The sequence below is a fragment of the Blastococcus saxobsidens genome (assembly GCF_002938435.1).
Classification (GTDB): domain Bacteria; phylum Actinomycetota; class Actinomycetes; order Mycobacteriales; family Geodermatophilaceae; genus Blastococcus; species Blastococcus saxobsidens.
This window is the reverse complement of the sequence record NZ_POQT01000004.1, coordinates 147,888-170,591: the sequence shown is the minus strand read 5'-3', so window position 1 is coordinate 170,591 and position 22,704 is coordinate 147,888. Positions and strand designations below refer to the sequence as shown.

17 protein-coding genes and 2 tRNA genes are annotated in these 22,704 nt (G+C 70.3%); 10 read left to right on the top strand and 9 right to left on the bottom strand.

All coding sequences use genetic code 11. From position 1 onward, the window contains the following. The first annotated feature begins 720 nt into the window (after nt 1-720). Nucleotides 721-1,041, top strand: a complete 321-nt coding sequence (locus C5507_RS04150) for an endonuclease domain-containing protein (protein ID WP_158657508.1) — start codon at nt 721-723, stop codon at nt 1,039-1,041. A gap of 65 nt (nt 1,042-1,106) precedes the next feature. Here C5507_RS04150 and clpX read toward each other — a convergent pair whose 3' ends face one another. The 6 genes from clpX to C5507_RS04120 all read right to left on the bottom strand — a co-directional run bounded on the left by clpX (nt 1,107) and on the right by C5507_RS04120 (nt 7,473). Next, complete coding sequence (gene clpX / locus C5507_RS04145) at nt 1,107-2,381, bottom strand: ATP-dependent Clp protease ATP-binding subunit ClpX (protein WP_104527255.1); 1,275 nt, start codon at nt 2,379-2,381, stop codon at nt 1,107-1,109. Nucleotides 2,382-2,676: 295 nt separating this feature from the next. Continuing rightward, nucleotides 2,677-3,306 (bottom strand): ATP-dependent Clp protease proteolytic subunit, encoded by a 630-nt coding sequence (locus C5507_RS04140; RefSeq protein ID WP_014375355.1) that lies wholly within the window; start codon nt 3,304-3,306, stop codon nt 2,677-2,679. Between the two features lie 20 nt (nt 3,307-3,326). After that, entirely contained in the window at nt 3,327-3,965 is a 639-nt protein-coding gene (locus C5507_RS04135) for an ATP-dependent Clp protease proteolytic subunit (protein ID WP_014375354.1), read from the bottom strand. A 325-nt stretch (nt 3,966-4,290) separates the two neighbouring features. Further along, on the bottom strand, nt 4,291-5,715 hold the full coding sequence (tig, locus tag C5507_RS04130; RefSeq protein WP_104527254.1) for a trigger factor: 1,425 nt from the start codon (nt 5,713-5,715) through the stop codon (nt 4,291-4,293). A gap of 164 nt (nt 5,716-5,879) precedes the next feature. Then, a tRNA-Pro gene (locus C5507_RS04125) sits at nt 5,880-5,956 on the bottom strand. 62 nt (nt 5,957-6,018) lie between these two features. Further along, on the bottom strand, nt 6,019-7,473 hold the full coding sequence (locus C5507_RS04120; protein WP_207225649.1) for an amidase: 1,455 nt from the start codon (nt 7,471-7,473) through the stop codon (nt 6,019-6,021). Nucleotides 7,474-7,771: 298 nt separating this feature from the next. Here C5507_RS04120 and C5507_RS22120 point away from each other — a divergent pair, with 298 nt between their 5' ends. The 4 genes from C5507_RS22120 to C5507_RS04100 all read left to right on the top strand — a co-directional run bounded on the left by C5507_RS22120 (nt 7,772) and on the right by C5507_RS04100 (nt 10,371). Continuing rightward, nucleotides 7,772-8,698: an ice-binding family protein gene (locus C5507_RS22120; RefSeq protein ID WP_207225648.1), complete on the top strand. Its 927-nt coding sequence runs from the start codon at nt 7,772-7,774 to the stop codon at nt 8,696-8,698. Nucleotides 8,699-8,784: 86 nt separating this feature from the next. Continuing rightward, on the top strand, nt 8,785-9,363 hold the full coding sequence (locus tag C5507_RS04110; RefSeq protein WP_104527253.1) for a class F sortase: 579 nt from the start codon (nt 8,785-8,787) through the stop codon (nt 9,361-9,363). Nucleotides 9,364-9,547: 184 nt separating this feature from the next. Continuing rightward, nucleotides 9,548-9,621: transfer RNA gene (locus tag C5507_RS04105), tRNA-Gly, on the top strand. 465 nt (nt 9,622-10,086) lie between these two features. Next, entirely contained in the window at nt 10,087-10,371 is a 285-nt protein-coding gene (locus tag C5507_RS04100; RefSeq protein WP_104527252.1) for a hypothetical protein, read from the top strand. Here C5507_RS04100 and C5507_RS04095 read toward each other — a convergent pair. Genes C5507_RS04095 through C5507_RS04085 form a run of 3 tightly spaced genes read right to left on the bottom strand, consistent with a single transcriptional unit; the run spans nt 10,362 to nt 13,093 of the window. Then, nucleotides 10,362-10,781 carry a very short patch repair endonuclease gene (locus tag C5507_RS04095; protein WP_104527251.1) on the bottom strand — a complete coding sequence of 140 codons (420 nt, stop codon included), beginning with the start codon at nt 10,779-10,781 and terminating at the stop codon, nt 10,362-10,364. The genes C5507_RS04100 and C5507_RS04095 overlap by 10 nt on opposite strands. A gap of 3 nt (nt 10,782-10,784) precedes the next feature. After that, on the bottom strand, nt 10,785-11,945 hold the full coding sequence (locus tag C5507_RS04090; RefSeq protein WP_242610940.1) for a DNA cytosine methyltransferase: 1,161 nt from the start codon (nt 11,943-11,945) through the stop codon (nt 10,785-10,787). Then, entirely contained in the window at nt 11,912-13,093 is a 1,182-nt protein-coding gene (locus tag C5507_RS04085) for a hypothetical protein (RefSeq protein ID WP_207225647.1), read from the bottom strand. The genes C5507_RS04090 and C5507_RS04085 overlap by 34 nt, the downstream gene beginning before the upstream one ends. 120 nt (nt 13,094-13,213) lie before the next feature. Between C5507_RS04085 and C5507_RS04080 the strand changes: the two genes are divergently transcribed. From C5507_RS04080 to mobF, 5 genes are all read left to right on the top strand, one after another. After that, nucleotides 13,214-14,176 carry a hypothetical protein gene (locus C5507_RS04080; RefSeq protein ID WP_104527250.1) on the top strand — a complete coding sequence of 321 codons (963 nt, stop codon included), beginning with the start codon at nt 13,214-13,216 and terminating at the stop codon, nt 14,174-14,176. Nucleotides 14,177-14,209: 33 nt separating this feature from the next. Further along, on the top strand, nt 14,210-14,455 hold the full coding sequence (locus C5507_RS04075; protein WP_104527249.1) for a hypothetical protein: 246 nt from the start codon (nt 14,210-14,212) through the stop codon (nt 14,453-14,455). 68 nt (nt 14,456-14,523) lie between these two features. After that, the gene (locus C5507_RS04070; RefSeq protein ID WP_158657506.1) at nt 14,524-14,700 is read left to right on the top strand and encodes a hypothetical protein; all 177 of its coding nucleotides are present in this window, start codon (nt 14,524-14,526) and stop codon (nt 14,698-14,700) included. A gap of 262 nt (nt 14,701-14,962) precedes the next feature. Then, entirely contained in the window at nt 14,963-16,591 is a 1,629-nt protein-coding gene (locus C5507_RS04065; protein ID WP_104527247.1) for an SIR2 family protein, read from the top strand. Between the two features lie 617 nt (nt 16,592-17,208). Continuing rightward, the gene (mobF, locus tag C5507_RS04060; protein WP_242611353.1) at nt 17,209-22,695 is read left to right on the top strand and encodes a MobF family relaxase; all 5,487 of its coding nucleotides are present in this window, start codon (nt 17,209-17,211) and stop codon (nt 22,693-22,695) included. Nucleotides 22,696-22,704 lie beyond the last annotated feature (9 nt).

The following is a 22,704-nucleotide window of genomic DNA, read 5'->3' as shown; positions in this document are numbered from 1 at the left end:
CCGTGACCGTTGAACGATGCAGGCCCAGAAGGGCGCTCGAAGCGGTTCTCCGGCGTTCAACGGTCGGCTGCATCCACAGGGCCTCCGCCGCCGACGGCTCGGCTGCGACACCCTCTGCGCCGTGCACCGACTCCCCACCCTCCTGCCCGCCGGCGTCGCCCGACGCGTCGACGTGGTCAGGGCGAGCAGCTCGGGCAGCGTCGTCCGTTGGCTGCGACGAGGGGACCTCGTGCAGGTGCACCCCGGCGTCCTCGTGCTCCCCGACCGGACGGGCGAGTGGGCCGTCCGGTCGCGCGCCGCCTCCCTGTGGGCCGACGGTCCGCTCAGCCACCTCTCCGCCCTCGTCGCGTGCGGGATGGCCCAGCCGCAGGCCGGACCCATTCACGTGACGGTGCCGTACGCGCGCTCTCCCGAGCGACGCCCCGACGTGGTGGCCCACCGCACCACCGGTCGCCTGGTCACCGTCCGGTGCGGCGAGGTGGACGCCCTCGAACCGGTCCGGAGCATGGTCGACGCGTGGGCGTGGGCCCACTCCCCCGGGCGCAATGCGCGCAGCCGTCATGAGGCGGTCGTCGTGCGCCAGGTCCTGATCGAGGGGGTGCGGCGACGGGACGTGGGCGCCGGAGCGCTGCGCCGGGAATCCGATCGACGAGCGCGCCATCCCGGACGCCGGGCGCTGCTCGGACTGCTCGACCTCGTGGGGCGGGGTGCCAGAGCGAGTTGGAGATCTGGGGTGCGCTTGAGGTGCTGCCCGGGCCGCCGGCCGTGCCCCCGCCGGTCCGGCAGCACCAGCTCCTGCTCGGGGACGGCCGTCGGGTGCACCTGGACGCGGCATGGCCGGCCGCACGCGTGGCGGTGGAGCTCGACGGTGCCGCGTTCCACGGCAGCCGGAAGCAGCGGGAGCGGGACCTCCGCCGCGACACCGCGCTGGCGGCGCTCGGCTGGGTCGTGCTGCGGTTCAGCTACGCCCGTCTGATGAGCGACCCCGAGGGCTGCCGGCGGGAGATCGTCGCCGTGGTCAGCGCGAGGCTGACCCGTTGAACGCCATAGGCCCAGAACCGCGCGGGTTCTGGGCCTCTGGCGTTCAGAGCTACGTCAGCTGTGCGTCAGGCCGACTTCTCGCGGGGGGCGCGGGTGGGCTTGCGCGGGACGATCGTCGGGTTGACGTGCTCCAGGACGACCTCCTTGGTGATCACCACGGAGGCGATGTCCTCGCGGCTGGGGATGTCGTACATGACCGACTGGAGCACCTCCTCCATGATCGCGCGGAGCCCGCGGGCGCCGGTGCCACGGAGGATCGCCTGGTCGGCCACCGCCTCGAGCGCGTCGTCGGTGAAGTCGAGCTCCACGCCGTCGAGCTCGAACAGCTTCCGGTACTGGCGCACGAGGGCGTTCTTCGGCTCGGTCAGGATGCTGATCAGCGCCTGACGGTCGAGCTTCTTCACGCTCGTGATGACCGGGAGGCGGCCGATGAACTCCGGGATCATGCCGAACTTCAGCAGGTCCTCGGGCATGACCTCGGCGAAGGCATTGAGCTCCTCGATCTCCTTCTTGCCGCGGATCTCGCCGGCGAAGCCGATGCCCTGCTTGCCGGCGCGGGCCTCGATGACCTGCTCCAGGCCGGCGAAGGCACCACCCACGATGAACAGCACGTTCGTCGTGTCGATCTGGATGAACTCCTGGTGCGGGTGCTTGCGACCACCCTGCGGCGGCACCGACGCCGTCGTCCCCTCGAGGATCTTCAGCAGCGCCTGCTGCACGCCCTCACCGGAGACGTCGCGGGTGATCGACGGGTTCTCGCTCTTGCGGGCGATCTTGTCGACCTCGTCGATGTAGATGATGCCGGTCTCGGCGCGCTTGACGTCGTAGTCGGCGGCCTGGATCAGCTTCAGCAGGATGTTCTCGACGTCCTCGCCCACGTAGCCGGCCTCGGTCAGCGCTGTGGCGTCGGCGATGGCGAACGGCACGTTGAGCATCCGCGCCAGGGTCTGGGCCAGGTGCGTCTTGCCGCAGCCGGTGGGGCCGATCAGCAGGATGTTGGACTTGGCGAGCTCGACGGAGTCCTCACGGGAGCTGCCTGCGCCCCCGGCCTGGATCCGCTTGTAGTGGTTGTAGACCGCGACCGAGAGCGTCCGCTTGGCCTTGTCCTGGCCGATGACGTACTGGTCGAGGAAGTCGTGGATCTCCTTGGGCTTGGGCAGCTCGTCGAACTTGAGGTCCGACGACTCCGAGAGCTCTTCCTCGATGATCTCGTTGCAGAGGTCGATGCACTCGTCGCAGATGTAGACCCCGGGGCCCGCGATGAGCTTCTTGACCTGCTTCTGGCTCTTCCCGCAGAACGAGCACTTGAGCAGGTCACCGCTCTCACCGATTCGTGCCACCTGCTGACCTCCACCTCGACAGTCGCCGGTCCTCGTGTCAGGTACCCGCGGGTTGGACTTGCTTGCTCTCGTGCCCCTGCTCGGCCTCGCTGTCAGGCTGCTCCGCGAGGCTCTCCTCCCGGCGCTGTCGGCCGGGGATCGGGCGTTCGCCGAACGTACCTGCCGCCGTCGACTAGCTCGGGCAATGACTCACCCGGTGTTCGTCCCGGCCGTCCCACTGCTGTCCCGTCGTGCCCTCAGACCTCCGACGGTACGGGCCGAACACGCGTCACGCGCGTCCCCGGCCCGTACCGGCTCACGGAGTCGGGAGGGCGTTGAGCTTCCGGCTCTGGATCACCTGGTCGACGATGCCGTAGTCCTTGGCCTCGGCGGCCGTCAGGATCTTGTCGCGGTCGATGTCCTTGCGCACCTGCTCCTGAGGGCGACCGGTGTGCCGGGCCAGGATCTCCTCCATCTGCACGCGCACCCGCTCGATTTCGGCGGCGTGGATCTCCAGGTCGGACACCTGACCGCCGGACTCGCCGGACGGCTGGTGGATCAGCACCCGGGAGTAGGGCAGCGCCAGGCGCTTGCCCGGCGTCCCGGCCGCGAGCAGGACGGCGGCGGCCGAGGCGGCCTGGCCCATGCAGACGGTCTGGATGTCGGGCCGGACGAACATCATCGTGTCGTAGATCGCCATCAGCGAGGTGAACGAGCCACCGGGCGAGTTGATGTAGATGGTGATGTCGCGGTCGGGGTCGGCGGACTCCAGCGTGATCAGCTGGGCCATCACGTCGTTGGCCGACGCGTCGTCGACCTGCACCCCGAGGAAGATGATCCGCTCCTCGAAGAGCTTGTTGTAGGGGTTGGACTCCTTCATGCCGTAGCTCGTGCGCTCCACGAAGGAGGGCAGGATGTAGCGGCTGGAGGGCATCTGGAAGCTCATCGTCGTCTGTCCTCGCAGGCTCAGTTGTCGGAGACCGGGTTGGCGCTGTCGGTCATGGCCGCGCGGCTGACCACGTGGTCGACGAAGCCGTACTCCAGGGCCTCCTGGGCGGTGAACCAGCGGTCGCGGTCGGAGTCCTCGAGGATCCGCTCGACGGTCTGCCCGGTGAGTTGTGACTGCAACTCCGACAGCTCCTGCTTGGTCCGCCGGAACAGGTCGGCCTGGATGGCGATGTCGGAGGCCGTGCCGCCGACGCCGGCCGAGGGCTGGTGCATCAGGATCCGCGCGTGCGGCAGGGCGTAGCGCTTGCCCTTGGTGCCGGCCGTCAGCAGGAACTGGCCCATCGAGGCGGCCAGGCCCATCCCGTAGGTGGCGACGTCGCAGTCGATGAACTGCATCGTGTCGTAGATGGCCATGCCGGCGGTGACCGAGCCACCGGGCGAGTTGATGTAGAGGTGGATGTCCTGCTTGGGGTCCTCGGCGGAGAGGAGCAGCATCTGGGCGACGAGCTGGTTGGCGATGACGTCGTCGACCTGGGTGCCCAGGAAGATGATCCGCTCGCGCAGCAGGCGCTCGTAGACGGAGTCTCCGAGGTTCATCATGCCGCTGGCGCCACGCATCATGGGTGCGCTCGCCAAGATCGGGTCGGTGGTGCTCACGGGTGCGGTGACCTCCGTAGGACGCGTCGTGGCAGTGGATCGAGGTGGTTCGGGGCCCGGAACGGCCCTCCGGGGGTTACCCCCCGGCGATCGCCTGAGTCCTGTCGACCCTAACGCGGACCTCCGACGGCGCAGTCCCGATCAGGGCGGTGTTCGCCGTCGGCGCAGCGACCACCGGCGGAAACCGCCCTTCACCCGCGGGACGCGGCGACGCCGCCCCTCCCCGGGTGGGGAGAAGCGGCGTCGGCGTCGCTGCACGGCCCCGTCCCGGGCACCGCCGCGAGCTTGCGAGCGGCGGGGAGGACGGGGTCCTTCTGGGGGTCCTTTACTTGTCGGCGTCCTCGGCCGGGGCCTCGTCGGCGGCGGCCTCGTCGGCGTCCTCGTCGGCGTCCTCGGAGGTGGCCTCCTCGGCGGCAGAAGCCTGGACCGTCTTGGGGCGCAGCGCCTCGAGGTCGACGGTGTTGCCCGACGCGTCGGTGATCGTCGTCTGCTCGAGCAGCTGGGCGAGCGTCTTCGTCCGGCGCACGTCGGCGACGAACTCGGCGATGTTGCCCGACTGCTGCAGCTGCTGGGCGTACTGCTCCGGGCTCATCCGGTTGCGCTGGGCCTGAGCCATGATCTGCGCCGAGAGGTCGTCGTTGTCGACGGTGACCTCACGGGCGTCGGCGATCGCGTCGAGGATGAACTGGGTCTTGACCGCCTCCTCGACGTTCTTCTTCTGCTCGGCGTCGTAGTCCTCGCGACTCTCGACACCGGACATCTGCAGGAAGGCGTCCCAGTCCATGCCGGCCTGGCGCAGCTCGTTCTCGAAGGCCCGGTTGCGCCACTCGACCTCGCGCTCGACCAGGGTCTCCGGGATCGGGACCTCGATGGTCTGAAGCAGGTGCTCGACCAGCTTGTCGCGGGCCTGCGCGCCCTGGCCGATGACCTTGGTGCGCGACAGGCGGGTGCGGACGTCCTCGCGGAGCTCTGCGAGCGTGTCGAACTCGCTGGCGGTCTGGGCGAACTCGTCGTCCAGCTCCGGCAGCTCCTTCTCCTTCACCGAGCGGACGGTGACGGTGACGTCGGCGGACTCACCGGCGTTCGGGCCGGACAGCAGCGCGGTCTGGAAGGTCTTCGACTCCTCGGCCGAGAGCCCCTTCACGGCGTCGTCCAGGCCCTCCATGAGGTTGCCGGAGCCGACCTCGTAGGACATGCCGGTGGTGGAGCCGTCCTCCAGGACCTCGCCGTTCAGCGTGGCCTCGAGGTCGATGGAGACGAAGTCGCCCTCCTGCGCGGGGCGCTCGACCGACTGCAGCATGCCGAAGCGCTCGCGCATGACCGTGACCTGCTGGTCGATCTCCTCGTCGGTGACCTCGACGTCCTCGACGGTCACGGCGAGGGAGTCCAGCGCGGGGAGCTCCAGCTGCGGGGCGACGTCGACCTCGGCGGTGAACGCCAGGGTGTCGTTGTCGTCCAGGCGGGTCACCTCGACGTCGGGCTGGCCCAGGACGCGGACCTGGTTCTCGCGCACGACCTCGGAGTAGATCTCCGGGATGGCGTGCTGCACGACCTGCTCGAGGACGACGGGGCGGCCGATCCGCTGGTCGAGGACGCGGTTGGGCACCTTGCCGGGGCGGAACCCGGGGACGCGGACCTGCTTGCCCAGCTCCTTGTAGACCTCACCGAAGGCGTGGTCCAGGTCCCCCCATGCCACCTCGATCGCCATCCGGACCCGCGTGGGGCCCAGTTCCTCGATGGTGCTCTTCACAGCGGCAGTGCTCCTCGGTAAGACAGCGGATGGGGCGCCAGAGTGCTCCGACGGCGCCGGTCGACCCCCGAGTCTACGGACGTCAGAGGCACGGGCGCGGGGGCGGGATGCGCACCCCGCGACGCGCGCTGTCGGGGGGCAGGATGTGAGCCTGCAGCACGACCTGGTCGGGGTGACAGGATTTGAACCTGCGGCCCCCTGCTCCCAAAGCAGGTGCGCTACCAAGCTGCGCCACACCCCGTGGCCGCTCGAGTCTAGGCCGGTCGGCCGAGCCGCCCCGTACGCCCGCCCCGTCCGGCCTGCTCAGACCGACACCGCCGGACGGCGGTCGGCCCACGGTGCCGCCTCTTCCAGGGCCGCGGCGACCCGCACCAGCACGTCCTCGCGCCCCGAGGCCGCGACCAGCTGGACGCCGATGGGCAGCCCTTCGTCGGTCCAGTGCAGCGGCAGGCTGATCGCCGGCTGACCGGTGACGTTGAACTGCGCGGTGTAGGGCATGAGGCTGTTGATCCGCCGCCCTTCCTCCTTGTCGCCGCCCGCGGTGAACCAGCCCAGCTCGGGCGGCCGCGCGGCGATCGTCGGCGTCACCAGGAGGTCGAACCCCTGGCCGCCGAGCCCGGACGGCGCCCACCAGCCGGCCATCCGGCGGGACCACACCCCGAGCCAGGCCCGCGCCCCGACGTAGTCCTCGGCGGAGAGCTTCCGCCCGACGGCGCGGTACATGGCGTTGCGCGGCTCGAGCTCGGTGTCCTCCACCGGCCGGCCCAGCGCCGAGCGCTCGAGGGCGGAGAGCGTCAGTGCGACGTCGGCGGCGATGGTGGTGGTGAAGAAGCGCGGGAAGAGCGGCTCGAACATGGCCTCCGGCGATCCGGGCTCGACGTCGCAGCCGAGGTCGGCCAGCAGCCGGCCGGCCCGCTCCACCGCTGCGCGGCACGCCGGGTCGTCGAGGTACTGCTCCCCCGGGGCGGCGTCCAGCAGACCGACGCGCAGCCGGCCGACGGGTGTCCCCACCTCCTCGGTCAGCGGCCGCGGCAGCGACGGGGCGACGTATGGGTCACCGGGCATCGGCCCGGCGATCAGGTCCAGCACGGCGGCGGTGTCGCGCACCGAGCGGGTGACGACGCCGTCGATCGTGGCGCCGGCCCAGCTCTCCCCCACGTCCGGGCCCTGGCTGACCCGGGCTCGCGTCGGCTTCAGCCCGACCAGCCCGCACGCAGCGGCCGGGATGCGGATCGAGCCCCCGCCGTCGTTGGCGTGGGCGACCGGGACCAGTCCGGCGGCGACCGCCGCCGCCGAGCCGCCGCTGGAGCCCCCGGTCGAGCGGCCGGTGTCGAAGGGGTTGCGGGCCGGTGGGTTCGCGGCCGGCTCGGTGGTGATCGTCGTGCCGAACTCCGGCACGTTCGTGCGGCCGAGGACGACGAAGCCCGCTGCCCGGAACCGCTGCGCGAGGTGGCTGTCGTTCGGCCACCGGACGCCGGCGTCGCGGAGGAACGACGTGCCGTAGTGGGTCTCCTCGCCGGCGACGTGGCAGCCCAGGTCCTTGAGCAGCAGCGGGACGCCGCGGAACGGACCGTCCGGGAGGTCGCCGCGGACCTCCGTGCGAGCGGCGTCGAACCGCTCCCGCAGCACCGCGTCCAGCTGGGGGTTCACCCGCTCGATCCGCTCGATGGCGGCCTCGACGAGCTCGGCCGGGGTGGCATCACCGGCCCGGACGAGAGCTGCCTGCGCGGTGGCGTCCAGCCACGTGGTGTCGGGCACGCCGCGACGGTAGCGGCGACACTCCACCCCTGGCGGCGATCGCCCCGGCCGTGGGGTGGTCCGGCACCAACACCCCGCGATGACCGTATGCAGTCGATTCGTCACCCACGGAGTTAACCTGCGGCCACTGGGGGGCTTCTCGGGTCGACACGCCGTCGGCACCGTCCTCGGGTATGCAGACGTCTGGCCCGCCGGCCAGGAGGGGAGCGCCGACGTGATGTCGGTCCCGGACAGCTTCGAAACGACCGCTCGTGGCGGTTCCCTCTCCCGGGGAGGCCGTCTCCGGCGTGGCTCGGGCGTGGCGCTGGCCGTCTCGGTCGCCGCGGCGCTCGTGGTGATGCAGCAGAACGACTCCCGGGCCGCCGTCTCGGCGGTCACGCTCGGAACGGCCGGCAGCTTCGCCGTCCTCGCAGCGACGGGGGTCACGAACGCGGACACGGCCGTGACTACCGTCCACGGTGACATCGGGTCCGACCCGACCGGCTCGTACACACCGGGAGCGCTGGGGGTCACCCAGACCGGCGGAACCGTCCACCTTGCTGACGCGGTGGCGGAGAAGGCCCAGGAGGACCTGACGGTGGCCTACGGCGTCGCCGCCGGCCAGAGCCCGAGCACGGAGGTGCCCACGGAGCTCGGCTCGACCACCAAGCTGCCCGGCGTCTACGACAGTGCTGACGGCACCTTCGGCATCACCGGCCCGCTGGTGCTGGATGCCGGCGGGGACCCCACGGCGCAGTTCGTCTTCCAGACCTCCACGACCCTGACGACCGCGTCGGCCAGCTCCGTCCTACTGATCAACGGGGCGCAGGCGTGCAACGTCTTCTGGCAGGTCGGCAGCTCCGCGGAGCTCGGCACGGGGTCCACGTTCGTGGGCACGATCATGGCGAACATCAGCATCACGGTGACGACCGGAACGACGATCCAGGGGCGGGTCCTGGCCCGCACCGGTGCGGTCACCCTGGATGACAACACGATCACGCGACCTGCGTGCGCGCCGGTCGACACGACGGTCGACACGACGGTCGACACGACGGTCGACACGACGGTCGACACGACCGACGACACGACCGACGACACGTCGACGAGCGCCGCGCCGGCGGGTTCGGGCTCGACCGGGACGTCGGGCCGTCCGGGCTCCGGCCAGGTCTCGAGGGTGCCGGTCGGATCCGTGGACGCCGGGGACGGCAGCGCCGACATGGCGCGACTGCAGCGACAGGCCCCTTGATCCCTATCGGGCGTGCCGACCTCCGTACCCGCCGAGACCGTCCGGAGAGGCGCGGCCGAGCCGGGCTCCGGCTCATCGGTGCCGCCATGCTGGCGCTGATGGTCGCCGGCCTACCGGCCTGTTCCGGCGGAACCAGCACGGCGGCCGCCCCACCGAGCGAACGGTCCGGCGAAGCACCACCGAGCATCGCGCCCGCCTCGACGATGCAGAGATCCGCACCCGTTCACCTCTCGATCCCTGCGATCGGCGTGGACTCCGGGCTGATGGACCTCGGGTTGCTCGACGACGGCACGCTCGAGGTTCCTCCGGCAGGCTTCCCGGCCGGCTGGTACACCGGTGCGCCGACTCCGGGCGAGCTGGGCCCGGCCATCGTCGCCGGTCACGTCGACTGGGAGGGTGCCCCCGGGGTGTTCTACGAGCTCCGGTCCCTGGTGCCGGGTGACGAGGTGGTGGTGACCCGCGAGGACGGCCGGCTCGCCGTCTTCGAGGTGCAGCGGGTGGAACAGTTCCCCAAAGGGGAGTTCCCGACGGAACAGGTGTACGGCGACCTCGACCACGCCGGGCTGCGACTGATCACCTGTGGCGGCTCGTTCGACCAGGCTGAGCGCAGCTACGAGGACAACGTCGTGGTCTTCGCCGACCTGGTCGGCGAAGGAACCGCCTGAGCACGACGGGGCGTGGTCGCCGGAGGCGGCCTGACCACTCAGCGCCAGGCTCAGCCGCTGCTGCCGCACGCCCCCGCAGCCGCCGCACCCCTGCGCGCTACCCTTTGTCCGGACTGGGAGCGCTGCTGATCCGGATCGGCTGCACTCCTTCACGGTGAGGGAACGCGTTCCCTCACGTGGTCTCGCGGGTGTAGCTCAATGGTAGAGCCCCAGCCTTCCAAGCTGGCCATGCCGGTTCGATCCCGGTCACCCGCTCCACCCACTGACCAGCTCGTATGCCCGTTTGTGCAGCTCAACCGGGCCGCACCACTCCTTCCTTGCCTTGACGATGCTGCCCCCTGTTGACCCCTGACCACCGCGTTTGGCCGCTGCTTAAGGCACGGATAAGGCACGCAGATGGCACAACCTCGACCGTCGGTAGGCCGGTCGGAAGGGTCGACCAGGCCTCCGCACTGGGCCTCCACGCCGCCCTCGTCTGCCGGGCAACGACCGCCGGGTGACTCTTCAGGCCCTCCACGATGGCCGCCGAGGTGACGACGAAGGCCCCCGCCCTCCTACGTTCGGAGGACGGGGGCTTCATGCGTTCCGGGGTCGCTCAGCTCATCGCTCAGAGGCAGCCCGCAAGGCAGCGGACGTCAGCCGCTCGGCCGTCGCGTTGGGTTCAGCGAGGTTGTCGGAGTCTTGAGGGAAGATGCCACCAACGGCCGACTATTAGGAGAGCCCGTGGAGTACCCGGCCTACTTGCAGGAGATCGACAAGGCCGCCGATGCAACCGGCGGCAAGGTGGTCTCCCTTGCCGGTGGCTACTTCGGCGTCCAGCTCGTCGCCGACGGCGCGAACGTCGTGCTCGCCCTTGACCTCGACTCCGACCAAGGCTGGGTCGCCTGGCGCGAAGACCAGTGGGGCGAGCAATGCTGCGACTCGGCCGAGGAAGTCCTTGGTGACTGCCCGCTCGGTGAGCTGCGATCCCGTGCCCTGGAAGCCGTTGCGGCTCACGCTCATGCCTGACGGACCGCCCGCTCGATCTCGCAGGCGATGTCGTCGGGGTCCTCGTGCTCCCAGAACCGGAGGACCCGCCACCCAGCCTCGGTGAGCTTCTCGTCGGTCTCCCGGTCCCGAGCGACGTTCCGTGCGATCTTGGCCGGCCAGTAGCCGGGGTTCGCGGTCGGCATCCGAAAGTGCTCAGGGCAGCCGTGCCAGTAGCAGCCGTCCAGCAGGACAACGACGCGGACCCGGGGGAAGAGGAGGTCAGCTGTCCTCCGCAGGCCGGGCATCGGCCGACGACCGACGAAGTAGCGGAGCCCTCGGGCATGTACCCGCGAGCGGACCGCCAGCTCCAGCCGCGTGTCCCGTCCCCTGTTCGCAGCCGTCGCCCGGCCCGCTCTCGCCGAGGCGGACGGCTGCGGAGGCCGGTTCATGGGTCAGTTGCTAGCGACCTCTGCGACCCGCTCGACAACCTGCCGGGCCAGTAGCGGTGGCACGGAGTTGCCGAGCTGCGCCTGGATGCTGGATCGGGTGCCGACGAAGTCGAAGTCGTCGGGGAACGTGAACAGCCGCCGCATCTCGGGCACCCGCAGCCGCCGGTTCTCCCAGTGAAACGGCCCGACGTTGGGACCGGGCTGAGCTTGGATCGTCGGCGACGGCTTGTCCGGATCGAGCTTGAGCAGGAAGGACCAGTAGCGGCTCCGCCACTTGAACAGCGGGTCGGGGTGACCCTTCTCGGCCGTGTAGTGGAGGTAGTTGCCGCCCGGCGGGATGTCGGCGAGCAGGTGGGCGTACTGCCCTCGGAGTTGCTCCTCCGGCTCCGGCTCCGTCACCAGTCCGGCGAGGGCCTCCCCCGCCGTCACATGAGGTCGGTCAGACGACCCGGTGACTCGCCGCTCCCAGCTTCCACCGTGCTTAGCCTCGGGCAACTCCGGAAGCTTCTCGCCTTTGGGAACGCCCACGACGAAGAGCCTCGGCCGTGCCTGCGGAACCCCGAGGTCGGCTGCGTTGAGGACCTTGGCCGCGAAGTGGTAGCCAGCCTGGTCGATCTCCCTGAGCAGTCGTTCATAGGCGGGCCGCGACGCCTTGTTGTTGTAGGTCAGCGCGTAGACGTTCTCAAGAACGAACGCCCGAGGCTTCGCCTCATCGAGGATCCGCGTGTACGCCTGAAGCAAGGAGGCATCCGGGTCCAGGCCCGACCGCTTCCACTCAAGCCAGAAACCTGACTTGCTGAACGGAGTGCAAGGCGGGCCGCCGATCAGAAGGTCGGGACGCTGGCCGGCGCTCAAGCCCGCAGCATGAAGCAGCTCGCTCGTCGGCACCTTGAGGATGTCCCGGCGGATGACCTCTGACTGGAGGTGCGTGAAGTTCTTCTCCATGGTGGCCGCCGCGTCGGCGTTGTGCTCAACGGCCGCGGCGACCTCATAGCCCGCCTTCTCGGTCCCTAGATCGAGACCCCCTGCGCCAGAGAACAACGAGATAGCTACTCCACGACTCCCCACATGCCGGAGTGTGCCAGCCAGGTCCGACAAGTCCGGCTCTGGCGCACCGACGCCGACGGGCGTCACGATCCGGCAGCGGCCAGCGTCCGCGACCACGTGCCCGTCACCGGCTGCATAGGCGCAAGCCGATCGCCGAAGGCTGAATGACGGGTCAGACGCTCGGTGAGCTGGTACCGGAAGGCCCACTCGCGGGTAGGCGAGTAGAGACACGCCGCGATCACGTCGAACTGGTCGACGCGGTAGAAGCGGCTGGCCGGGTCGCCCTTCGAGGCCCGCGTCTTCTGGACCTCGACCTTGTAGTCACCGTTGGCGTACCGCTCAGGGCTGGCGTTCTTGCACTCAACCCGCAGCTCCCGGCCGTCCTTCAACGTCACGTCGAAGTCGTGGAGGGCGTCCAAGTCGAGCCGCTCGACCTTGCCGACGGCCGGGTCTGCCCGGAGCGTGCGCTCCAAGTGGTGCTCCGCCACGCCGCCACGGACGGCGACCTTCAGACGACCTCGCCCGGCGATGATGTCGATGATCTCGCGGCTGGAGAGGCTGAACTCCTGCTCCAGCTCGTGAAGGCCCGCCGCCGCCCCCTGGTTCGCCAGCCGTTGGCTCGCTACGTCCTGGGCCGTGCTGAACCGGAGCGGCTGGTCCAACGCGAGGTCGGTGGCTCGGCGCTCGAAGAGGGCATAGTCCAGAAGCCGCTCCGGAGTGAAGGCCACCATGGTCTCCAGGCCGGACGAGCGAGCCTCCGTCCGCCGCTTCCCCGGCTTGGTCTCGTGCTCCCACACTGCCCACGACTGTTCGCGGGCGACATCCAGGCTCTTCGCCTTGGCGTAAAAGCTGATCCCCAACGGCATGGGGTTGTAGATCGCAGGCTGAAGACCGACCAAGACATCGCCCTCAACGTGAACGCCGAGCATGAGCGTGATGTCGACTCCGGCGACGTCCTGCCCAACGAAGTGCTCCGCCGCGTGCCACGTCGCCTCGCCGCCGTAGCGCATCTGGCCTCGCACCTCGTCCGCCGGCCGGTTGTTGATCGTGTTGTGCGTCATGCGGAAGTGGTAGATCAGCAGGCCGAGCCGGTCCCCCGCCGCCGTCTGGACACCCAGGTAGAGCGGTGCCCGGTTAGCCGGACTAGAGAACAGGACTTGACCGCCGGACCGCTCGACCGCCCCGACGAGGAAATCGTGGATGTCCTGCCGGTCGGAGACCCGGTAGATGCGGGCAACGTAGGAGCGCCCAGCAAGATCCTCCACGCTCATCTCCTCCCAGGGCGGCACTCGCCTCGGCTTGAGCCTTCCAGGCTCGGGACGGATCGTGTTGCAGGTGTCGCCATGCGGCCACGAAGTGTCACCCCCAGTGGTTAGCGTCACGCCATGGATCTCTCACGGGGCAGCAACCTCCCTCCGGCTGTCCAGGCACGACTCCGGCTCCTCGACTGGATCGCCGACAACGGCGGGAAGTCGCCGGGCGCCATCGTGGACCTCGCGCCCCTCTTCGAAGGTCACGACCAGGAGGGCGCCCAAGCCGTCGCAGGGAACCTTGAGGCCCTGGAGGCCGACGGCCTGCTTCGAGTCCAGAAGACCCTTGGCTGGGCGGGCTGGTCAGCCGACGTACTGCCGCCCGGCCTGGACCTCATCGAGGACGTGGCGGCCCGGCGTGGTAACCGTCTCCGCCGCCGTCAGATATCCCGAGACGCCTTCCTCCGCTGGTTGTACGACCGCACGCTCGATGGAGACGAGTACCCCGACATCGACGACTTCTCATCCAGCGCGCACAACACCTACTACGGCGAGCCCTTCACCGAGCAGGAGATCAGCAGCGCCAGCCAGTGGCTCCGGGACGAGGGCTACCTCCAGGGCGTGACGATCGCCAGCGGCGAGGTCTACAACCCGATGATCACCACGAAGGGACAGAAGGCCGTGGAGTCCGAGCGATCCGTCAACGCCGATGCCCAGCAGCCAGCCCCATACTCCGTGACCACCGTGAACGTGACGGGCTCCGGCAACAACGTGGCCGCCAACGCCTCCAACGTCTCCCAGACGACAACCGTTCAGATGACGGAGGACAACTCCCGGCAGCTCCTAGGGCTCGCGGAATCACTCGCACAACTCACCAACGCCGGGCTCCTCGGCCTCAACGAGGACCAGGCCCGCGAGGCGGCTCTCGTGGTCGAGAGTCTCCGCGAGACGGCCGGGCAGGATGAGGCCTTCGGTGGCGATGTCCGGACCCTCCTCGACAAGGTCAAGGAGGTGGCGCTCACGGGGACCGGGACGGCTATCGGCCAGACCCTCGTTGCGGCTGTCGACAAGGTCATCGCGGCCTTGGGCCTCGGGTAGGCCCTCTGACCTGCGCCTGAGCAGGATGAGGACATGACCAACTACGACGACGGCCTCAGCGAGGAGACCAAGGCGGTCTACCGAGCCGCTCGGCAGGCTCTGGCGAGCGGCGCATCCTGCTCCGACGAGGAGATCGCCGAGGCGACCGGGTACGACATTGGCCTCGTCCGAGACCGCCTCATGTTCTTGGCCTCCGACTACCTCGACACCAAGCCTCGGGACGACGGGAGCATCGACGTACTGAGCTTGAGCACAGACCCTCCCCAGGACATCGCCTAAGCGCTCCGCGACCAGGCCCCGCCGCGCTCGCACATCATGGACGAGACAAACCGTGCAAATTCATGCCCATGGACAGCGTCGAGGACGCTGAGCCGGGTCGCCGGCCGCTGTTGTGCCCGTTCCACCCGGAGCGGCTGCTGTGCAACAACCCCGAGTGCGTCTCTGGCCATCGCCAAGCGGACCACCGCGACGATGAGCTGTTCGGGAGCACCTGCTTCGTCTGCTCGGTGCCGGGCGGGGCTTGAGTTCGCCGGGGTCACCGCCGAGGTGCAGTTGCACCGTCAGCTGCCCTTCTACGACGACCACCGACACGAAAGGCCTTCTGGACCTACTGTGGGGTCCTCGGCGTCCTGCCGGTCGCGTACCTGTGTCCGCGTCACGATCGACTGGTCGGCCTGCCGGTGCAGATGACCTGGCCGACTCTGGCGACCGACGACGTCCGGCCCGAGGACGTCTACCGGCTGGTGTGACGCCCGTGCTGTCGTACCCGTCTCCTACGGTGACCCCGTGGTCAAGAAGGAGCAGTCGACGTCGCCCGAGCTGGCAGCCCTGCGCGAGGTCATCGTGGCGGCCAACGCGCTGCCGGTCCTCTTCGTTGGGTCCGGCATGTCCCGGCGCTACATCGGGTCACCCGACTGGGACGGCCTGCTGGAGCAGTTCGCCAGCCTGACCAACCGCGCCATCTCCTTCTACCGCGGTCGCGCCGACGGTGACCGGCCAAAGATCGCCAGCCTCATCGCCGAGAAGTTTTACGACATCTGGTTCAACTCCGATGAGTACGCGGAGTCCAGGGAGTCCTACGAGGCTGAGGTCGAGAAGGAGGCCGACCCCCTGAAGTTCGAGATCGCCAAGTCGATCTCCGGGCTGCCGTACATCGACGACCCCGAGGTCAAGAGGGAACTCGAAGCGCTGTCCCGAGTGCGGGCCCACGCGATCGTCACCACTAACTACGACACCGTCTTCGACGACAACTTCCCGGACCTGGAGGTTTTCGTCGGCCAGCAGGACGTCCTCTTCGCCACCACCCAGACGATCGGTGAGATCTACAAGATCCACGGATCAGTCACCGACCCCAAGTCGATGGTGCTCACCAGCGAGGACTACGCGGAGTATTGGGAGCGCAACCCGTACCTCATCGCGAAGCTGCTGACCATGCTCGTCGAGCACCCGGTGATGTTTCTGGGCTACAGCCTCGGTGACGCCCACATCAACAGGATGCTCAGTAACCTGATCGCCTGCCTCACCCCGGAGCAGATCGACGTCCTCAACGACCGGCTGATATTCGTGCGCCGCCCGGAGCACGGTGAGACCGGCGCCCTGGCACGCAGCTCGATGACCGTCGGGCAGCACACGCTGAGCATCCGAGAGTTCGTCTGCACCGACTACCAGGCCCTCTACGGGACGCTCGGCGAGCTGCCGCAGCAGTTCCCGGTCAAGCTCCTGCGTCAGCTCCGCGAGAGCGTCTATGAGCTGACCTTCTCCGCCGAGCCGTCCGGGCGCGTCCACGTGCTGCCCATGGACGACGACGCGAACCCCGACGAGATCGAGGTCGTCGTCGGGATCGGCACACTGGAACGCCTCGGCGAGCGCGGGTACCGAGCGTTCACTCGGGCCGACCTCTGCCGGGACATGCTGGCGGGAGCGAAGGACCACAACCCCAACCGCCTTCTCCACGACCTCCTGCCCCGGCTGTTCCGCTCGGCGAAGTTCGTCCCGATCTACTACCCGCTGCTTGCGACCGGTCGGATCGGCACCGACAACAACGTCACCGACACCGAGGGGTTGCCGGCCAACGCCCGCGCCCTCATCAGCGGCACCACCAAGCTCCGCCCCTACCGGATGCTGGGCCTGGCCGAGCGTCGCGCGCAGACGTTCCGCGAACTGCTCGCCGAGGACCGCATGGTCGCCCTCGACTTCGGACTCGTCTGCAGCTACGAAGTCGAGGACGTCGTCGCCCTGCGCGACTTCCTGACCACCGCGATCGGCGACGCAGAGTCTGTCGAGACGATGGCGGCCAAGCTGAGCTGCAAGTACGACCGGCTGGTGTACGGGCCGGACTTCGAGGGCGACCGGAAGGAGATGTACAAGGCGCTGGGCGTCGACAGCTCCTGGATCGCGAAGTGCCAGCGGCACTAGCCGCGGTCCGCCTCGGGAAGCTCACGCCGACTGGTCGACCGCTCACTCCGCCGCGATTCGGCTCCCCAGCCCCGGCTCCTGAGCCACCGAGCACGTCGCTCACCACGGCGGCGCGCTCGAGCACAGCCGGGTCCTCCGACGCTAGGTGAGCCACCGGCTTCGCACCACGGATACAGCGCCTCGTTAGGACCCCAGGCACATTGTGGTGATCGGTCTGGGGTTGCTGTCCGCCCCAGGTCGCCTGTCAACCACTACGGCGAGCAAGCGGAACCCTGACCTGACTTCCACGTGAAGGGACGCGAGGAGTCCTCCAGGCGGCCCAACATCGTGCTTTGTAGCACCAAGCCCACTGAAGGATGATCAAGATCGAGAGGCACACACGTCTTGCATTTCGGGCAGCCCGTCCGTGGCGGTCTGCTGGCAGGTGACGGGCGTCCACGCCCAGGTGGGGCCTGAAGGTTCGCGAGCGAAGCCTTGGTCGTCGCGCGCGGGGATCTGCGTCATGTCCCCGTCTACGCGATCGTCGCGGGCCCCTGGCCGACTCCCTCCCGCCATCGAACTACTGGAGAAGTGCGGCAGCCCTAATGGAGTCCGCCTTCTTACGGTCCGCGGCCGTGATGACGCTGCACAAGCTGACCGCCGGGGACGGCTACACGTACCTGACGCGACAGGTGGCAGCGTTCGACACGACGGAGCGGGGTCACGCCGGGCTGGGCGACTACTACTCCCAGCGCGGAGAGTCCCCAGGGAGGTGGACCGGCAACGGCATCGCCGGGCTCAGCGGCGTGAGCGCCGGTCAGCCCGTCGCCGAAGAGCAGATGAAGTCGCTCTTCGGGGAGGGACGACATCCCGACGCCGATCGGCTGCAGCAGGAGGCCCTGGCCCGGGGACAGACGCCACAGGAAGCGCGGGCGGCAGGGGCCCTGGGGCGGGCCTTCTACGTCTTCGCTCCTCAAGCCGACGGCTTCCGAGCCCGCTGCGCGGATGAATTCGCCGCCTTCAACACTGCCCGCGGACAATCGGCCACAGCCCCGGTCCCGGACGGCGACCGGGCACGGATTCGCAGCAACCTCGCCAGGACCATGTTCGCCGAGGCGTACGGCCGCGCGCCCCGCGACGCCCGCGAGCTGTCGGGGTTCCTCGCCCGGGTCTCACGGCCGGCGACGACGGCGGTGGCCGGCTACGACCTCACCTTCTCCCCGGTCAAGTCGGTGTCGGCATTGTGGGCGCTGGCACCGCGGGAGGTGGCCGAGGAGGTTGAGGCCGCCCACGCCGCCGCGGTCGCCGACGCCCTGGCCTGGCTGGAAGCCAACGCGTGCTTCACCCGGCTGGGTACCGACGGGGTGCGACAGGTGGAGACCACCGGGTTGATCGCCGCGGTGTTCACCCACCGCGACTCCCGCGCCGGCGACCCCGATCTGCACAGCCACGTGGCGGTGAGCAACAAGGTGCAGACCCTCGACGGGCACTGGCGGGCACTGGACGGGCGGGTGCTGCACAAGGCTGCCGTCGCCGCCTCCGAGCGCTACGACACCCGGTTGGAAGCGCACCTCGTCACCCGCCTGGGTGTCCGATTCGCCGACCGTCCTGGCCCCACCCCGGGGCGGCGGACGGTGCGGGAGATCGCCGGCATGGAGGAAGAACTCCTGACGGCGTGGTCGTCGCGGCGCCGGGACATCGACACCCGCCGCGCGGTGCTGGCCGGCGACTTCCAGCGCGACCACGGCCGGCCGCCGACGGCGGTGGAGGCGATCGCACTGGCGCAGCAGGCGACGTTGGAGACGCGCGGCTCCAAGCATGAGCCGCGTTCCCTCGCCAAGCAGCGGGCCACCTGGCGGCAGGAGGCCATCGCCGTCCTCGGCGGCCCCGACCGCATCACCCGAATGCTCGGCCGCGTACTGGGCGCTCGCGGGTCCCCGCACCCGGGGGTCACCGAGGCCTGGGTCCGGTCGACCGCCGTCCGGGTGCTGGACACCGTCTCCGCTGCGCGGGCCACCTGGCAGGTCTGGCACGTGCGCGCCGAGGCCGAGCGATTGGTACGAGCCGCCGCCCTGGCACCGGACGACGTGGACGGCGCAGTCACCCGGGTCACCGAGGGGGTGCTCTCCCCCGGCCTGTCCGTTCCGCTGGGTGAGTCGGATCCGGTGGTCGAGCCGGCTGAGCTGCGCCGCTCGGATGGGGCCAGCGTCTACACCGTCGCCGGTGCGCGGCTCTACACCAGCCAGGCGGTGCTGGACGCCGAAGCGCTGCTCCTGGGAGCCGCTGGCCGCAGCGACGGCCGACGTGCCGATGACGCCACGGTGGAGCTGGCGCTGCTCGAAGCCACCGCCAACGGCGCCGAGCTCAATCCTGGCCAGGCGCAGCTGGTGCGCGAGCTCTCGGGCAGCGGCGCCCGGGTGCAGCTGGCCCTCGCCCCGGCCGGAGCGGGCAAGACGACCGCCCTTGCGACCCTGGCCCGCGCCTGGACCGCCGGCGGCGGAACGGTGCTCGGCCTGGCGCCGTCGGCCGTGGCCACCGCCGGGCTGCGCGACTCTCTGAGAGGTCCGTGCGACACGCTGGCCAAGCTCATCTGGTGCCTCGACGCCGGGCAGGCACCCGACTGGATGGCCGGGATCGGGCCAACCACGCTGGTGGTCGTCGATGAGGCCGGCATGGCCGGCACCCGTGAGCTGGCCCGTGCGGTCGAGTACGTCCTGGGGCGGGGCGGATCGGTACGGCTGGTCGGTGATCACCAGCAGCTGACCTCGGTCGCCGCCGGCGGCGTGCTGGCCGAGATCGCCGCCACCCACGGCGCGGTCACCCTCACCCAGCTGGTGCGCTTCACCGACCCGGCCGAGGCCGCGGCCACCGTCGCCGTCCGGGACGGCGACACCCTCGGGCTGGGCTTCTACCTCGACTCCGGCCGGGTGCACGTCGGGGACCTGGCCGCCTGCGCCGAGCAGGCTTACGCCGCCTGGGCCGCCGACTCCGGCCGCGGCATGGACGCACTGCTGCTGGCCGCCACCCGGGACCTGGTCACACAGCTGAACCACCGGGCGCAGGCCGACCGGCTGGCAGGTGCCGCCTCCTCCCCAAGTGCCGAGGTCGAGCTGGCCGACGGCACCCGCGCCGGGGCCGGGGACCCGGTCATCACCCGCTCCAACAACCGGCGGCTGCCGATCACCGCCACCGAGTGGGTGAAGAACGGTGACCGCTTCACCGTCCAGGCCGTCGGCGGCGACGGCGCCCTCGACGTGGTCCACACCGGCACCGGACGGCGGCTCACCCTGCCGGCGGGCTACGTCGCCGAGCACGTGCAGCTCGGTTACGCGACCACGGTGCACGGCGCCCAGGGCGTCACCGCGGACGTCTGCCACACCGTGCTCACCGGCGGCGAGTCGCGACAGCTGCTCTACGTCGCGCTTTCCCGTGGGCGCGCCGCCAACCACCTGTACCTGGCCACCGTCGGCGACGGCGACCCGCACAGCATCGTCACTCCCGCCGCCGTCTCACCGCCCACCGCCACCGACCTGCTGGCCGGCATGCTGGCTCGCGACGGCGCCCAGACCTCCGCGGCCGGCGCTCGCCGGGCGCTGGCCGACCCGGCCGAGCAGCTGCACGCCGCCGCCACGCGGTACGCCGACGCGCTACGGGTCGCCGCCGACCACCGCCTGGATGCCGCGACTGCAGAAGAACTGGAGAACGCCGCCGAGCGCCTCCACCCCGGGCTGACCAGCGCGCCGGCGTGGCCGGCGCTGCGCGGGCACCTGACGCTGCTCGCGCTCACCGGCGCCGACCCAGTCGCCGTCCTGAGGACGACGGCGGGGGCGCGGGAACTGGAGACGGCGAACGACCCCGCTGCCGTCCTCGACCACCGGCTGCCCGAGTTCGGGCCCGGCGGCCCGCTGCCGTGGCTGCCCGGCATCCCGGCGGCCTTGGCCGACGATCCGCGGTGGGGTCCCTACCTGACCGCCCGCGCCGATCACGTCACTACCTGCGCGGCACGGGTCACCTCCACCGCCACCGAGATGACCGCGGCCACCGCACCGACCTGGGCTCAGCGCCTGCTGGGCCCGGACCACGAGGCACTGCGGGCCGACCTCGCCGTCTGGCGCGCAGCACTCGCCGTTCCCGACAGCGACCGGCGCCCCACCGGACCGCCCCGGCTCCCGGCTGCGGAACGCCGATCCCAGACGCAACTGGACGAGGCGGTGACCGCCGCCGGTCCCGTCCGGGACAGCTCGGTGTGGGCGGCGCTGGCCGACGGCATCGACCCTCATATCCGACGTGACGAGCACTGGCCGGTCCTCGCCGACCGGCTGGCCGCCGCCGACCGCGCCGGTCTCGATGCCGCCGGCATGCTCGCCGCCGTCGCCGCAGAACGTCCACTGCCCGACGACCTGCCCGCCGCGGCCCTGTGGTGGCGGCTGTCGCCCCACGTCGCTCCGGCCACCGTGCCCGGGGCGGGCTCGGCCGGACCGCGCCCGGACTGGTGCGCCACCCTGCTGGGCCGGCTGCCCGACGAGCAGGCCGCGCGCGTGCTGGCCAACCCCGCGTGGCCGGCACTGGTCGCCGCGGTCACCAACGGCATCCGCACCGGCTGGTCCCCCGCCGACCTGCTCACCGCCGCATTCGCCGGGCTGCCACCCGCGGTGACCGGCGACGTGACCGGACTGGCCGAAGCGCTGGTCTTCCGGGTCGCCGCCCTCACCGACCCAACCCCCGCGCAGCACCCCGAACCGCTGCCGCACGATCTGCAGCCACCCGACGACGCGCACCTACTGCCACCCGTGCCCGCCCCCGCAACCGCCACGGCGGACGTGCCACCCGACGACGAGGACGCTCCGTTCGACCCCGACTACGACACCCCTCCCCCGGCGTCGCCGCCGCGGTACCTCACGCCGGACCCGTTCACCCTCAGCAGTGCCGTCGAGGCCTCCGACGACGCGGACTACCTGCTCGAGCAGCACTTCTGGGCCACTGCCCTCGTCGCCCGCGATCGGCTCATCGAGCTCAACACCCAGACCGCCGCCTTCTTAACCGACCAATACCCCGACTCCTGGGCGCCGAGCTACCTGCGCGACCGGCTGGGCACCGACCTCACCGCCAATCCTCGCTTCACCCTCGGATACGCCCCCGGCTGCTGGACTGCGCTCGTGGATCACCTGCGTAGCCTCGGCGCCACCGACCAGGAGCTGCTCGCCGCCGGCCTCGGCCAGCGCGCCCGCACCGGCGCGCTGATCGACCGGTTCCGCGACCGGCTCACCTTCGCCATCCATGACGTCGACGGCGCGATCGTCGGCTTCATCGCCCGCCGCAACCCCACCGCAGCCGACGACGGACGCGCTGGACCCAAGTACCTCAACACACCGGGCACCGACCTCTACTGCAAGGGCGAGCACCTTTTCGGGCTCCACGAGGCCCGAGCCGCCCTGGCGGCGGGAGCCACTCCGGCTCTCGTGGAGGGACCGCTGGATGCGATTGCCCTCACCCTGGCTGGCGGGGAGCAGACGGTCGGCGTCGCCACCCTCGGCACCACCGTCACCGACCAGCAGGCAGACCTCCTCGACCGCTACATCCGCACCGACGGTCCCGGCATCCTCGTGGCCACCGACAACGATTCCGCCGGTCAGCAGGCCGCTGAGCGCATCTTCTGGCAACTCACCAGCCGTGGGGATGCACCGCGCCGCCTCAACCTTCCTGAGGGGCTCGATCCCGCCGACCTCGTGCACCGTGACGGCGCCAACGGACTGCGGACGGCCATCGACTCCTCACGCAGCCTCGCCGACATCCTGCTCGACGCCCGCGTGACGCTGGATTTGCGTGAGAGGAGCGACTCGGACATCCATGCGGCACTGCGTGAGGCCGGCGCGATCATCGTTGCCCTGCCACCCAGCCGGTGGCTGGCGCACATCGATCGGGTCACCGAGGCACTTGGCGTGGCACCCGGCACCGTCCACAGGGCTGTGCTCGACGCCAACTCGAATTCCTCGGCGCCTCGCAGAAGCACGGCTGGTCCGAAGCGTGCGTCCCGCTCAAGGCACCCCAGTGAAGATCTTCACCGGACGGCCCATACAGGACAGGGCGCGCGAGGCAATCCGCCTCACCTGCATCCCTCTCGGTGACGGTTCCTC

Bases quoted from the DNA above. Each gene is read 5' to 3' on its own strand.
- mobF (WP_242611353.1), top strand. From the start codon at position 17,209: ATGACGCTGCACAAGCTGACCGCCGGGGACGGCTACACGTACCTGACG.
- C5507_RS04110 (WP_104527253.1), top strand. From the start codon at position 8,785: ATGCTGGCGCTGATGGTCGCCGGCCTACCGGCCTGTTCCGGCGGAACC.
- C5507_RS04095 (WP_104527251.1), bottom strand. From the start codon at position 10,781: ATGAACCGGCCTCCGCAGCCGTCCGCCTCGGCGAGAGCGGGCCGGGCG.
- C5507_RS04080 (WP_104527250.1), top strand. From the start codon at position 13,214: ATGGATCTCTCACGGGGCAGCAACCTCCCTCCGGCTGTCCAGGCACGA.
- C5507_RS04070 (WP_158657506.1), top strand. From the start codon at position 14,524: ATGGACAGCGTCGAGGACGCTGAGCCGGGTCGCCGGCCGCTGTTGTGC.
- C5507_RS04140 (WP_014375355.1), bottom strand. From the start codon at position 3,306: ATGAGCTTCCAGATGCCCTCCAGCCGCTACATCCTGCCCTCCTTCGTG.
- C5507_RS04075 (WP_104527249.1), top strand. From the start codon at position 14,210: ATGACCAACTACGACGACGGCCTCAGCGAGGAGACCAAGGCGGTCTAC.